Source organism: Alteromonas pelagimontana, assembly GCF_002499975.2.
Taxonomy (GTDB): Bacteria; Pseudomonadota; Gammaproteobacteria; order Enterobacterales; family Alteromonadaceae; genus Alteromonas; species Alteromonas pelagimontana.
Map to the genome: position 1 here is coordinate 3030276 of NZ_CP052766.1, position 14914 is coordinate 3045189.

At 46.5% G+C, this 14914-nt stretch carries 11 protein-coding genes; 3 read left to right on the forward strand and 8 right to left on the reverse strand.

Features of this window, described 5'->3' with window-relative positions; translation table 11 throughout:
- Positions 1 to 491: 491 nt before the first annotated feature.
- The 3 genes from CA267_RS13285 to CA267_RS13295 all read right to left on the reverse strand — a co-directional run bounded on the left by CA267_RS13285 (position 492) and on the right by CA267_RS13295 (position 4037).
- Positions 492 to 1259, reverse strand: a complete 768-nt coding sequence (locus CA267_RS13285; RefSeq protein ID WP_075610763.1) for a TerC family protein — start codon at positions 1257 to 1259, stop codon at positions 492 to 494.
- A gap of 407 nt (positions 1260 to 1666) precedes the next feature.
- The gene (locus CA267_RS13290; RefSeq protein WP_217358032.1) at positions 1667 to 2233 is read right to left on the reverse strand and encodes a sugar O-acetyltransferase; all 567 of its coding nucleotides are present in this window, start codon (positions 2231 to 2233) and stop codon (positions 1667 to 1669) included.
- Between the two features lie 184 nt (positions 2234 to 2417).
- Entirely contained in the window at positions 2418 to 4037 is a 1620-nt protein-coding gene (locus CA267_RS13295; RefSeq protein ID WP_075610832.1) for a methyl-accepting chemotaxis protein, read from the reverse strand.
- A 718-nt stretch (positions 4038 to 4755) separates the two neighbouring features.
- On the opposite strand from CA267_RS13295, the gene CA267_RS13300 reads away from it, so the two are divergent.
- A complete protein-coding gene (locus tag CA267_RS13300) occupies positions 4756 to 5298 on the forward strand; it encodes a DUF421 domain-containing protein (RefSeq protein WP_075610762.1) in 543 nt (180 codons plus the stop codon).
- A 184-nt stretch (positions 5299 to 5482) separates the two neighbouring features.
- Here CA267_RS13300 and CA267_RS13305 read toward each other — a convergent pair whose 3' ends face one another.
- From CA267_RS13305 to CA267_RS13325, 5 genes are all read right to left on the reverse strand, one after another.
- Positions 5483 to 6607, reverse strand: coding sequence for an aldo/keto reductase (locus CA267_RS13305; RefSeq protein WP_075610761.1), 1125 nt, complete (start codon positions 6605 to 6607; stop codon positions 5483 to 5485).
- 325 nt (positions 6608 to 6932) lie between these two features.
- A complete protein-coding gene (locus CA267_RS13310) occupies positions 6933 to 7286 on the reverse strand; it encodes a DUF1428 domain-containing protein (RefSeq protein ID WP_075610760.1) in 354 nt (117 codons plus the stop codon).
- Positions 7283 to 7675, reverse strand: a complete 393-nt coding sequence (locus tag CA267_RS13315) for a YciI family protein (RefSeq protein ID WP_075610759.1) — start codon at positions 7673 to 7675, stop codon at positions 7283 to 7285. Before CA267_RS13315 ends, CA267_RS13310 begins: the two co-directional genes overlap by 4 nt.
- Before the next feature lie 15 nt (positions 7676 to 7690).
- Positions 7691 to 8542, reverse strand: coding sequence for a YciI family protein (locus CA267_RS13320; RefSeq protein WP_075610758.1), 852 nt, complete (start codon positions 8540 to 8542; stop codon positions 7691 to 7693).
- 105 nt (positions 8543 to 8647) lie between these two features.
- On the reverse strand, positions 8648 to 9892 hold the full coding sequence (locus tag CA267_RS13325; RefSeq protein WP_075610757.1) for an RNA polymerase sigma factor: 1245 nt from the start codon (positions 9890 to 9892) through the stop codon (positions 8648 to 8650).
- Between the two features lie 243 nt (positions 9893 to 10135).
- Between CA267_RS13325 and CA267_RS13330 the strand changes: the two genes are divergently transcribed.
- Positions 10136 to 10654, forward strand: a complete 519-nt coding sequence (locus CA267_RS13330; protein WP_075610756.1) for a DUF4142 domain-containing protein — start codon at positions 10136 to 10138, stop codon at positions 10652 to 10654.
- A gap of 382 nt (positions 10655 to 11036) precedes the next feature.
- Positions 11037 to 14870: an NAD(P)-binding protein gene (locus tag CA267_RS13335; RefSeq protein ID WP_075610755.1), complete on the forward strand. Its 3834-nt coding sequence runs from the start codon at positions 11037 to 11039 to the stop codon at positions 14868 to 14870.
- The last annotated feature ends 44 nt before the right edge of the window (positions 14871 to 14914 follow it).

Sequence of the window (14914 nt, forward strand, 5' to 3'; positions counted from 1 at the left end):
ACAACGTTGGCCAGTTGAATAAAATCGACAAATCGGCGCAGACTTGAAAGGGCATAGTACGATTGGCAACTCACCTCGCCTGGACTTCCCATTCCTGCGTTGCATCCGTTTGAGATGCCCACCCTTGCCGATAACAACGGAGCGCGGCCAGCAGGGCGCGGCTTTTTCAGCTTTTGAGCTGCGCCAATTGCGTTCGATTTAGCGCCACTAGACCTTCACGAAATTAGCTTGTCAAAAGTTGAAAAATTCTCGCGCTGAGTGAGCACAATCAAAGTGGATTAGCATTAGATAAAGCCTGCTGCAATGAATGAGTTTGAAAAGCCTACAAGAGAACAGACAAATTTACTTTATTTTGCCGTATAACTCATGACGGTAAATAGAGGGTTCCGGGCTTGCAATACCTGGCAATGCCATGTCTATGGAAATGTGTTCGAGCGGAACGTACCTACATGCTTTGTCTCATGATTAAAAGAGATGTAAGGCCCTTGTTCTTAAGCATGGGGATCATCATCAGGCAATTGTTTCGACAGATGAATTGTCTTGGCAGTCCCAACCTTGCGAGATCGCAGCTTGATATTCAGCATCTCAACCAAAAAGGAAAACGCCATAGCGAAGTAGATGTAACCTTTTGGTATGTGGACATCAAAGCCTTCAGCAATAAGTGTAAAGCCAACCAATATCAGAAACGACAGCGCCAACATTTTAATGGTGGGATTGGCGTCAACGAAATCTCCGATTGGCTTTGCGGCTACTAACATTACACCTACCGATGCAACGATTGCGATGACCATTATGCTTAGATGTTCAACCAGTCCCACTGCTGTGATGACTGAATCCAGTGAGAAAACGATATCGAGAACCGCAATTTGAACGAGCACAGAAATAAAACCTGCAGCTGCCACCTCTGTTGTGGAAGCGTTTTCCACCTCGAAACTTCCGTGAATTTCGTGCGTGGATTTGGCGAGAAGAAAAAGCCCACCGAGAACTAATATGATATCTCGGCCTGATATTTCGTGGTTCAGCACCGAGAAAAACGGGTCCACCAGACCCATCACCCAGGCCAGACTGAATAAAAGAAGTAATCGGGTCAGCATTGCTAGTGCTATTCCCAGTTTCCGAGCTTTTTCGCGCTGGCGGGGCGGTAATCTCCCTACAAGGATCGATATGAATATTATGTTATCTATTCCAAGAACAATTTCCAAAGCCATTAAGGTTGCTAATGCTATCCACGCTTCTGGGCTAACCAGCCATTCAAACATTTTTTCTGTTCTCTACTTTGGTGGGAATTTGATGGTTTTGGATTACAGTCAAATAAAGCCCTAACGAAGTGGTACTTATGTCCTTAGCTAATTATGTACTCAGTAAGCTGGATTCGGGATTAACCGCGCCTATCACTGACGCCATTTTTCGCTTCCCATGTGTTGCCAGCTATGACGTAAATTAACATTCCCTTACAACGTCAGCATAGTCATCATTGAGCTTGTTTATCGTTACAGACTAACGGATTCGCGAAGAGAAAGTTTTTAAGTGCCCCACGTTGCGTTTCCGCGGAAATAGAACGCCCTGGAGCAGTTGCCGCAGCTTATAAGCTGAAAAATTCTCGCGCTGAGTGAGCACACGTCAAGGTGAAACAGTATACACTTAGCAAAAGCGCGTTGTTTTCACCTTACTTACCATGGTTTTCCACTTTTTTCACAGGCTTGCACGGGCTGCCGATGGCGATCATTCCGGCTTCAATACTTTTAGTAACCACACTTCCTGCGCCAATAACGCAACCATCGCCAATCGTTACGCCGGGTAAAATGGTGACGTTACCCCCAATCCATACATCGTTTCCAATTGTAATAGGTTCTGCAAAGCCAATGTGTTCAGCCCGCTCTTGCGGCTCCAGGGGATGATGGGCGGTATAAAAAGAAACGTTAGGGCCAATAAAAACTCTGTCGCCTATAGTGACGTCACAGCAATCGAGCACGGTCCAGTTGAAGTTAATAAAGATGTGGCTACCCATCTTTATATTCACGCCGTAATCAATCCGAATTGGCTTTTCAACATGAATGTCTTCGCCCATTTCGCCAAAGAGTTGCTTTAGTAGCTGGGTTCTGGCTTCCACATCCCGCGGGCCAAGCGCATTAATTTTGTCGGTCAAGTCGCGGGCTTTATACCGAATCTCAACTAAATTCGGGTCGTTGATCCAGTACTTTTCTCCAGCTACCATTTTATCAAATGCGTTCAAGGTTCTACCTCCATTAAATTTCCGGCTCCACATTCACCTTTGCGCAACGCTTCTATGAGATGGCGCAAATGGAGTAACAGTTGTTACTTTTGAAGGTTAACAGCAGAGGAACGTTTAGGCTTTGAAAATTTTTGCCTAACGTAATACTTGCGCAGCGGCTTTAGGCCGCAGCGCAAGACGCGATTTATACAGTAAACCTGTTGGTGAGAACCCGTAAATTTTCTGCCAGCCGCGCAAGTTCAGAACTTGACGAGTGAGTTTGATTGGCACCAGCAACAATTTCACCATTAAGATCTTTTATTGTCACTAAGCTTTTATCCACTTCGTTTGATACAGTTGCCTGTTGCTCGGCGGAAATAGCAATAGCGTCATTTTGTTCACTGATGCGTGCAACTGACTGAGTGATTTCCTCTAGCGCGTCGCCCGCCGCTGTGGCAATTACAAGTGTTTTTTGCGCTGAAGTCTGGCTGGTTTCCATCGATTCAACGGTTGTTTTAGCGCCTGCCTGAATAGAATTAATCATCGTTTCTATCTCTTGCGTAGATTCCTGGGTGCGATAAGCCAGCGCCCTTACTTCATCAGCTACTACTGCAAATCCTCGACCTGATTCTCCCGCTCTGGCTGCTTCGATTGCAGCATTTAACGCCAGCAAATTGGTTTGATCGGCAATAGTACCGATAACGTCCAGTACAGTAGAAATTTTCTTAATTTCCAATACCAATCCGTCTAAGCCATTTTCTGTCAGTTTCAGATTTTTAATTACGTCTTCAACATCGGCAATGGTATTATCAACCTGCTTTTTCCCTTCGTCGGCCTTATCACTGGCCATTTCCGATTCATGCGACGTAGAAACCGCATTGCGGGCAACCTCAGCAATGGCAGCGGTAAGCTCAGTGACAGCAGAAACAGACATTTCCAGTTGCTGGTTTTGTTCATTGATACCATTTGTGGATTGATGCGTGACAATGCTCAATTCCTCTGCGGTAGACGCCAACATATCAGAGGAATCTTTAATTTCTTCAATCGCCTGCCGGAGGTTAGTCTGCATCTTGGCGAGAGCTTGTACCATTTGAGCTAATTCATCATCGCCATCATCTTCAATACGCTGGGTTAAATCACCATCTGCAATGCTTTCTGCCACAGATAGTGCCATGCGAATAGGACGCATCAGACTTGTTGTAAATCTAGCAGCCAAAATAATAACTAACACAATAGCGGCAAGTGAAATTACGCCAATAATCGTTAATGATTGAGCGAAAACAGCATCAGTTTGTTTGTCGCTTTCATTAATTTGCTGTACCTGAAATTCGACAAGTGCTTTCACTTCGGCGGCGACTTCCTCGCCTAATGGAACCATTTTATCCATTTGCAGCGCCATGGCAGCATCGTGATTATTCGCCTGGACTAATGCTCTCTGTTCACGCTGCAAAGCGTAAAAGCGGTCAATACTTGCCTCAACAGAGTCGATAAGCTGTTTAGCTTTAGCGGTTTTGGCAAGTTCGCGCATATCCTTGATATACTGATCCACTAGCGTTTTTGCTTCCTGAAGTTTTTGTTCAAACTTCGGAGCCGTCTGCGCATTTGCATCCATCAAGTAGGCGTTTTGCAACCGGAAACGATAAAGGTTCGCCATTATTCCTGAAGAAGCCCTTAATGCGGGCACACGATCTGCCGCTATAGTAGTAATTTCGTCGTTCAACTGGTTTAAACGTAATGACGATAAAATCGCAATAACCAGAACAATGGCACCCATCAAAAAGAAAGCGATGGTGGAACGCTTTCCAATAGAAATTTTTCTCAACATAGTTTGTGACTCTCGCAATTGGTAATGTGCGCGGTTAGCGCCTTTCATTTATTAATAACGGCAATACAAAAACCAACATGGCATTTATATCAACGCTTTATTTATCTTTAGAGTGTGATGGAGCTGCTACTCAGGATGCAAGGTGACTGATTTTTGGGGCGGCGATTATCTATGGATTTCAGTAGAACAAAAGTATGTGTATTAATTCTTTGATATAACTGGCGCGCGACAGGTCTGAAGATGCTTCCGCCGTAGCCAACCTAACATCCTTATAGATCTGTATATCTATCAGGGAACTCTGCTGCAATATATTTACGGAACAACTGAATCTGGGGTGACCGCGTTCCTAATTATCCCATTTTGTCGCCTCGCAGCTTTGTGCTTTTTTAGTTATAGCCATCTATAGACCGGCACTGCTATGGAACTGTGGGTTAATACCATTTGCTCGTTACACACAATCTCGCAAGCGCCTGGTATAGCCGTTAAGGCATTTTTTTGCGTTTTTCCACCCATTACGCAGAACTCAAAGCCACTTTGTTAAGCTAAATCGTCCGCGTGGCTCGATCTGATACTCACATCGATTGGTATAACCTATCAGAGAATAAATTCCTGAAGCGCTAATACGCATTTCTTGAAACGCCAGCTAACTTCCGCTGCGGCTAAAAAAGCTGCGGATTATCAATAAAGGCACTGGTGAAACAAACAGAGAGGGTGAAATATGGAACAAGCATTTTTTGACGGGTGGACAGTGCTATTGCGAACTTTGGTAGTAGGCGTACTCGCCTACATCTGTCTAATCGTGTTTCTCCGAATAACAGGCAAGCGAACGTTATCGAAAATGAATGCCTTTGATTTTGTTGTTACGGTTGCCCTAGGCTCCACACTGGCCACCATTTTACTTAGTAAAGATGTCAGTCTTGCTCAAGGGGCGTTGGCTCTCGCAATATTGATCGGGCTACAGTACATAATTACCTGGGCCAGTGTTCGCACTCGCTGGATAAAACAAACTGTAACAGGTGAACCAACAATGCTGCTTTTTCGCGGCGAGTTCATTGATAATGCGCTTAGTCGATCACGGGTAACGCAAGATGAGGTTATGGCGGCTATTCGTTCCGCAGGTATTGCATCTCTTGATGATATTGAGGCGGTGGTGTTAGAAACCGACGGCTCGTTCAGTGTGGTGAAACAAAGCGAAAACCCGGGATATCAAAGCCTTAGTGGCATTAAAAACGCTCCCTACAAGGATAACAAAAAATCGTGATGACTAAGTGTAATAACTGCCTTTTCCTACCAAAGTAGCGCTAACGTAGTTGGCAGTTAGGCTCCGCTGTGTAGGAAGTCAGAGCCCAACACATCTGGCAAACGTTCGATGCGCGCGGCTCGACAATTGAGTAAGAGTGCTAAGCAAAGCAACAGTCACTTACGCTCCTAAACGTTGATCAAGTCTAACTCAATTGAGGTTCTGGTGCATTCTGCTCAATTAACCCTTCGGCTTTCATTTCTGCCCAAAAATCTGCTGAAATTTTGGTGCGCATAGACGCCACGTTTTCCTCAGGTTGATGAGGTTTGCGTGCGCCAGGAATGACGCTGCTTACCTGCGCTGGCGCACTACAAAACTGTAAAGCCGCAGTGCGAAGATCTGTACCATGAGCTGCGGCAATCTTATTCATGCGCGCCCGCTTCTCTTTAAATCCGTCCGGAATCTTGCCACTGTAATTATAGCGGTCTTTGCCAGCCAAAAACCCATTATTCAGAGGTGAGCCAACTACTACCGTCGCATTGGCTTTTTTGCAGCTCGGGAACAGTTTATCCAAAGATTCCCGATGATCCATTAAGGTATACTGACAGGCGGCAAGGTGAACGTTTGGCTCAGCATTTTCATTTGCAGCCAGAATTGGCGGTAACGTATTTACGCCCATGCCCCAGCCTTTAATCATTCCTTCTTCTCGCATCTTTGTCAGCTCAGGCATTGCGCCTTTTATCGCCTGTTGAAGCAAGCTGTCATAGCGGTCGCTTATGTCTTTATTGTCTGGAGAAAGGTCGTGAATGAAAACCAGATCGATAGAACTGACACCCAAACGCTGCAGGCTGTCCTCTATTGAGCGTCGGGTGGCGCTGGCACTGTAATCATACTTATAGTCGAACGAGTCAGGGTTTGCCCAGTCAGTATCCGGCGCAGACGGCGCTGCTGAGAGTATGCGTCCTACTTTGGTTGATAAAATATATTCATCACGGGGGCGCCGGTGTAAGGCCATACCAAACCGGCGTTCACTGAGACCAAGCCCGTACCAGGGCGATGTATCATAGTAACGCATTCCTGCGTTCCAGGCATTTTCCAGAATGGCCTGAGCGTCGGCATCAGAAACGGGAAGACCAGAGGAACCGCCCAGTGGCGCGCCACCCTGGCCAAAGCGATAGCCGGGTTGCCACGAACCCGCCGCTGTTGTGGAAGACTGAGAAAGTACAGGAGACTGCGAAGCAGCCAAAGCCTGGGTGCTAATTATGCTGCCCATGCCTATCGCTGCGGAACTTATGAGCGATGTTTCCAAAAATTTTCTGCGATTCATCATGGTTTGCCCCTTAGTAGCAATCTACTCTAATCAGTGACTTTTTACGCCAGATGCGTCAAATTGATCAGAATAAATCATGTCCCTGTCCAGGGATATCAGTAGGCGGCTCTTTTTCAGTTTGGTCAAAATGCCGATGCGCTGGCTGGTGGATTTGTACTAATTCTCATTGAGATGGCAAAATAAACCGCAGCGGAAAGCTGCGGTGAAATATTTTATAACTACTGTTACAACAGCCTTCCAACTACTCTGTCCGCATGCCCGCATGGCGACTTTGACAGACCTCTGTTTTCGCTGATTGAACAAGTATTACAACGAATTAGCGGGATTACTCTTCTACAATCACGTTGAAGGATCCATAAATCAGTCGAGAGCCATCAAAAGGCATAGGATTGTTTGCTGAATCACAGATTGGATCCTCCATAAACGCCTCCATACCTGCCTTTTGAATATCTTTAGACGGCCACCAAACCCAGGAAAACACCACTGTTTCGTCATCCTTACATTGGACCGCAAGCGCAAAGGAGGTTTTTTTGCCGGCAGGCACCTTGTCTCCCCAGGTTTCTACTACCTGGATACCGCCACATCGTTTAAACACTTCGGCTGCCTTGCGTGCCAGTTCAATATACTCGGCTTTTTTATCATTAGCCACGGCACAAACAAAACCATCTACATAGCTCATTTTGCTTCTCCTTTCAGGGGGTAATGAATATTCTGTGAGGCAGCTAGCTCCCGCACCGGGCGAATTTCTATACTGCCATACCTGGCCGGCGGAATTTTTTCTGCCTGAGTAATAGCCTCGTTTAAGTCTCTGGCTTCCAGTAAATAGAAACCAGCCAATTGCTCTTTAGTTTCCGCAAAGGGGCCGTCGGTAATGTGGATCTGGCGATCTCTTACCCGAAGTGTTGTCGCCGATGCTACGGGAAGCAAGGCTTCGCCGGTGATCATATATCCGCGATCAGTAAGATCCTCGCCACACGCCATACACTCTTGACTTAGTGCATCCCATTGTTGCTGACTTAGCGCGGCCATTTCCTGTTCGTTGTAATAAACTAACGCGACATATTTCATGATAATCTTCCTGCGTTAGTGAGGCATCTCGGGGCCGGGAACCATAATCATCCACTCCAGGCCGAATTGGTCTTTTAACTGGCCGTATAAGGGCGACCAGAACGTTTCAGTGAGCGGCATGGTTACTTCACCACCCTCGCTCAATGCCGCAAATACATTTTTGGCAGTCTCTTCGTTTTCCACCGTAAGAGACTGACTAAATCCTGAAAATGACCCCGCTTCATTACAGCCATCGGAAGCAAAAATCCGGGTATTGCCAATAGCAAATTCACAGTGCATTATTTTTGATTCGAATCCCGGCTGTAACAGGCCTTCCGGAAGGGGATCCGGCGCATCACTAAAGCGAAATTTTGTAATTACTTTGGCTTTCAGATGCTTGACGTAAAAATTCAGAGCCGCTTCGCAGTCTCCCCGGAAAAACAAATAGGAATTAAGTTGGGCCTGTTGCAACGCCATCTCATTGCGACTGGCGAACTCCTTAGCAGCAATGTGTTCAAAGTTTTCCACATCACAAAAATCTTCTATTTCATAATGAGGTCTAACTTCAATCTCAGAGTCTTCAGGCATTGGTTTTGGACATTGCTTTACCCATTCCAGCGCCTCTTCTATATTGTTAACTTCCCAGATCCAGTAGCCGGCAATCAGTTCACTCGTCTCGCTGAAGGGGCCTCGCACAACAGTGCGTTTATCGCCACTGAATTTGACTCTGAAACCTGTTGAACTTGGCTTTAATCCGTCACCTAATTTCATTACCCCGGCTTTTACTAGCTTGTCATTAAAATTTCCCATCGCTTCCATTAACTCGGGTGAAGGCAGTGTGCCGGCTTCTGAACTTGGCGTCGCTTTGACGATGACCATGACTTTCATTATTTTATTCCTTTTCGTTAGCTGTTGAGAAAAAGTAAGTTGCGCTTAGCTTTCGATAAGTAGTCGAAAGGGACGCGCTGAATTCGACAGAAAATTGAAAAAATTTTAATTTTTTTCCAGTTCTTTAATTCGACAGCTAATTAATTCTTTTTCGGCGAGGGTAGGTGCCAGGGAATGTGCGTGTTGAAGCACTGCTAGCGCTTCCTTATTCTGAGAGAGCCGGGTTAACATATCCGCTCGCGCACAATGAAAAAGATGCAATTTACACAGCGTGTGGTCCGCAGCAAGATTGTCCAGCAATTTAAGCGCCGCCAAAGGAGATTGCGCGTAAGAGACAGCGACAGCATGATTGAGGGCGGTCACAGGAGAAGGCTCAAGTTGTTGCATCAGGAGATATAAAGATTCAATTCTGTTCCAGTTGGTATCAGCAAAGTGCTCTGCAACAGCGTGTTCCCGGGCAATAGCGGCCTGTAACGTATAAATACCGTAATTTCCCATTGCCATAGCGTGAGATACAAGTTGCTGCGCGCGAGCAATCAATGTTCTGTTCCAACGCTGCCTGTCCTGATGCTGAAGTAAAACGATGTGCCCGCCCTTTGACCTGCGCGCGTGCTTGCGGGCATCGTGAAACAACATCATTGCCAGCAATCCCATTACTTCTGCATCCTGATAAAGGGCCAGCACACTTTCTGCTAAATGAATTGCCTGTTGACAGAGGTCCACTTGCGCAGCAGTGCCGTTTAATGACGTTGTATAGCCTTCATTGAAAACCAGATAAATCACCGACAGCACACTATCAATACGATCTGCAAGTTGATTGTTATTAGGAACTTCAAAGGGAATTCGCGCCTGGCGGATTTTTGCTTTGCCTCTTACGATGCGCTGGGCAAGAGAGGCTGGCGAAATAAAAAAGGCGTCAGCTATGGCTTCAGTAGTTAATCCACATACTTCACGGAGCGTGAGCGCTACCTGGATTTGTGGTGCCAGTGCCGGATGGCAGCAAATAAAGATAAGACGTAAATAATCATTATTTATTGTGTCGATGTCGCTATGTAGTGGCAGATCAACTTCTGTTTGTTCGACATCTATACGCATTAACTGTTGCAGATGTTGCTGGCGGCGGAGGTGATCAATGCCTTTGAACTTCGCTGTGCTTATCAGCCACGCCACGGGGTTTTCAGGTAAAGAAGTTGCTTGCCAGCTGATTAATGCAGCGCTAAAGGCTTCGTGCATGGATTCTTCAGCCAATTCCATGTCGCCCAGAATACGCACAAGAGTCCCATAGATCTTACGGGACTCAGCGACATAGAGTTTATCAACTTTGGTGTTGATAATCCCGGCTTCATTCATCTGGCGCACTGATCCCTTATTCGAATTATTGCATAATACTAAATTGATCAAAAAATAAACATCTTTCAAGCTGTAGTTATTGAAAGGTAAAGGCTAGTCGGTGGCTATGTCTTTCTAATTTCCTCTTATGTTAGGTACCACACCGAATAGTCGGGTTCTATTTGTCAAGATAAGCTTCGGGGTAGGGTGCCTTGCCATTGTTTTACCTGCCTTAACTAAGAAATCAATTAAACAAGGAATTTAATGATGAACATTAAGAGAATTTTTTCTACTGGTGCATTGGTTTGTATGGTGGGTGTCATATCCAACCTGGCATTTGCTGCAGATAAAATCGATGCTGATGACTTTGTGGAAGATGCTTCAGCAAAAGGTATTGCTGAAGTAGAGAGCGCAAAAGTAGCGCAGCAGAAATCCTCTTCTGCTGATATCAAAGCGTTTGCGCAAAAAATGATTACCGATCATTCGGCTGCTAATAAAGAACTCGCCAGTATCGCACGCAGTAAAAATCTTGAGATATCCGACGAAGCGGGAATGGTCAGCAAAGCAAAAAAACTTATGATGGAACAACGTGACGACCAATCGTTTGATGAAGCTTATGCAGAAAGTCAGGTTGAAGCGCACGAAGATACCATCGAACTATTCAAACAAGCCGCTATGTCGGACGATGCTGAGATTGCCGCTTTTGCTAAAAAAACCTTACCCAAACTTCAGCACCATTTGAAAATGGCGAAAGATTTGGCTGCCGCTCATAATGAGGATTAAATTTTGTTATGCCTGCTAGCCGCTTCCCGCGCTAGCAGGCAACACTCTCATTGTTTCGATATTTTCGGGTGCTAAAAGCAGTCTGACATCCGGGGCCTGCTGGTTCTGTACCTACTAAAAATGGGCAAGCCGGGAGTAGTCAACATATTTCTCAGGTAAGGTTCGGTATCGCACAGAGCAGTTTTTCAGTGCTCTCTATTCTGACGTTATTATTGTAATTAACTAACCCAGGTCAAACTTCAAAGGCGATGTGGTTGCGGCGTCACGGCTGCAACGATGTAGATGATCTGTGTGTGAACGAAAGAGGAATACGAATAATGTGCAGCACACCATCGCCGCTGATTTTATCGCCAGATAAAATCGCCTTGTCTGCGTCCATCGCATGAAAGGCTCTTCCGATGATCCTTTTAACACCTTCTGGCAAGCCGGGTACGAAGGTGCTGACCATATAAATCGTGCCCAGCAAGCGTTGTCCATGAATCAATCTACGGGACACTTAACGCAAGCGTTTGACGATTATTTGCTGCTACAGCAGTTCGGAATTCGAACGGTCAGAGAATCGATTGGCTGGCGCCTTGTCGAGATGAACGGAGAGTTTGACTTTTCGATTATCGAACAGCGTGCCCGCGCAGCTCAGCAACTGGGGATACAGATTTGCTGGACTTTTTGCCATTACGGATGGCCCGAAGAAATTGATGTTTATTCACCCCAATTTATCACCCGTTTTGCACGTTTCTGCCATGCGGCGGCTGAATTTCTGGCACCTTTTTCAGATCTACCTCCTATTTACTCCCCCCTTAATGAAATTTCTTTTACCAGTTGGGGGCTTTCGGTTCATTTGTTTCACTGCAAAAACATGTTCGACGAGCGGGCTCAAACCGAAGCGAAACGACAGTTGGTGCGCGCCACCATTGCGGGTTGCGATGCTATCTGGCAGGTGAGTCCAGATGCCCGGATTTTGCACTGTGATCCCATTATTCATGTGATACCACCGCTGGAAAATCCGGAGTGGGCACAATGGGCAACCGATTGGACTTCAGCGCAATATGATTCATGGGACATGTTATGTGGGCGGCGCGAGCCGGAGCTGGGCGGCCACCCACGTTATCTTGACATCATCGGCGCGAATTACTACCACGACAATCAGTGGGAATGCGAAACCCATAACAGATTATGGTGGCATTTAGCAGACTCGCGCCGCAAGCCTCTGCATGAAATGTTAGGGGAGCTTCAAAAGCGTTATCAGCGCCCGGTACTGCTGGCTGAAACCAGCCATGTCGGCAGTGGCCGTGGCATCTGGATAAAACAAGTCGCAGCAGAAGTCGCACTTGCGTTAAAACAAGGCGTGGAATGCGTAGGAATTTGTCTGTATCCGGCAATTACGAGACACGATTGGGAAAACGAGCACTGGTGGCACCAAAGCGGGGTCTGGGATATCGAAGATCCCCCAAAAAACATGCGGCGAATTTTACCTGGCTTCTATGCAGAAGGCCTGCGGCAAGCTCAACGTTTCATTGAAAACTTTCAGAAAAATACCTCTGCCCAAATTACATCAGGAGTTTATATGCCAACCATTATCGTATTTTGTCACCTGCGCTGGGATTTCGTCTATCAAAGACCACAGCATCTATTGTGTCAGTTGGCACAGAATTTTGAAATTATTGTGGTGGAGGAGCCCCTTTACCATGAAGGAAAAAGTTTCCTTAAAACTTATGCACCCGCACCTAATATCACTGTATGCCAGCCCCACACCGCTGTTCATGCCACAGGGTTTCACGATGATCAATTAGCAGAGCTTGAGCCTTTAATTGCCGGACTGAGCCGTGAAGGTGACAAGCCTATTGTCTGGTTTTATACGCCCATGGCGCTGCCACTGCTGAAGCAATTACATGCACAAATGGTGGTATATGATTGCATGGACGAATTGTCCGCTTTTCACAATGCGCCCAGGCAACTGTTACAACGTGAAAAAGCTCTGTTAAATATTGCTGATATTGTCTTTACCGGCGGCCCCAGCTTGTTTCAGGCGAAACGCAATTTACATCAGAATGTACATTGCTTTCCCAGCAGTGTAGATGCGGTTCACTTTGAGCAGGCACTGGATCGCTGTAATGGCCATCCTTTGCAGGCCAATATTGAAGGTCCGAAACTGGGATTTTATGGTGTAATCGATGAACGGCTGGATCTGAATCTAATTGCCGCACTTGCTGATGCAAACGCCAGCTGGCAGATAATCCTGGTGGGCCCGGTGGTTAAGATTAATCCAGACACCTTGCCACAACGGGCTAATATTCACTATTTTGGTCAACAGCCTTATCAGGCGTTACCTCAATTTCTTACGGACTGGGACCTATGCTTACTTCCGTTCGCATTAAACGAATCTACACGATTTATCAGCCCGACCAAGGTGTTGGAATATATGGCTGCACAGCTGCCTGTTGTCAGTACCGCGATTACTGATGTAGTGCTCCCTTACGGGGATATCGTTGCTATAGGCCATGACACTGCACAGTTTATTGGGGCCTGTGAAGATGCGTTAGCGCTTACTGAACAACAGAAAAAGGTGATGGCCGAGAAAATGCGCGCCGTTGTTGCGACCACTTCCTGGGAGCGTACCGGCGAGAAGATGTTTGAACTAATACAAAAAGTAGCGCAGGTGGATAAAACTAGCCGCTCGCATGACGCAATATCTGAACGTAATCAAGGCGCTTCCATGACGCAGCTTCCAGCAAATGTTAACGCCCTTCGCCCTAAAACCGCCTTGCCGTCGGTAAGTTGTGCAATTATTGGCGCAGGGCCTACGGGGTTAAGTGCAGCTTATCATTTAGGTGCAGACACATTGCTATTGGAGCGCAACGCGACAGTGGGTGGTTGGTGTAGATCAATCAAAGACCAAGGTTTTACCTTCGATTACGCGGGTCATATTATGTTTTCTAACGACCCTTATGTATTGAAGCTCTACGACATTTTGTTAGGAGACAATCAACACTGGCAAAACCGGGAAGCCTGGGTTTACAGCAAAAACGTCCACACACGGTATCCGTTTCAGGGCGCATTATACGGTTTACCTCCAGCGGTAATTAAGGAATGTATTCTTGGTGCTGTTGAGGCACGTTATAAGAACCCAGCAAGCAATGAGCCACTAGCCGGCCAATCTGCGACTGCTGCACCTGTCTTCGATCCCAAGGATGACGACTGCTGTGCAGACGGTACCAGCTTAAGTACAAGCGAAAGCCCCGTGTGCAGCCAAGGTCGCACCCAGAATTTTGAAGAATTTATCTACGGAGTCTGGGGCGCGGGTATCGCCAAACATTTTGCCATACCCTACAACAAAAAGTTGTGGACGGTGCCTTTAACGGAAATGGAAACCTCCTGGTTAGGAGGCCGTGTACCTTTGCCTGATCTGGGCGAAATTATCGACGGTGCCCTGGAACCTGTTGCTAAACCTATGGGCCCTAATGCACGCTTCGGCTATCCGAAAAAGGGCGGGTTTCAGGCGCTGGTTTCTGGCTTCGTCCCGCATATAAAAGGCCAAATCGAACTGAACGCCGATGTGGTGCAACTACTACCGAGCGAACATCTGATCGTGCTGGCGGACGGGCGTCGCTTCCGTTATGACAACCTGATCAGCACGATGCCGCTGCCTGAGCTAGTTCGTTTAATTGGTAAGGAAGCGCCAAAAGACGTTCAGGACGCTGCCAATGGACTACGTCATATTTCTGTTCGCTGCGTGAACATAGGTATCGATCGTGAAAAAGTTACCGATAAACACTGGATTTATTACCCTGAAGATACCATTTTCCATCGCATTTTTGTGCAAGGAAATGCCAGTCCGGAATGTAATGCTCCTGGCGGTTTTGGCTTTACCTGTGAAATTTCCTACTCACCATGGAAACCGTTACCTGTTGACGGGGATGAACTTATTGCCCGCTGCGTCGAAGATTGCATCAAAGTTGGTCTGATGACTAAAGAAGATAAAGTGCTAACGGCAAATCTGGTAAATATGCCATATGCCTATGTAATTTATGACCACTCTCGAGCGAAAAATGTGGCTGTGGTTAAGGCATGGATGGAAAAGCAAGACATCACTCTGGCAGGTCGTTACAGCGAATGGGAATACTATAATTCTGACCATGCATTTCTTGCCGGTAAGAAAGCCGCTGAAGCCGTTAGTCGTCAGATTGGTTCCCTGACCACCGTTGAGAGAAACTCATAGAAGCCTCGTTTTTGCAAAGCTTTTCGGTAACGGTATGAGAGTAA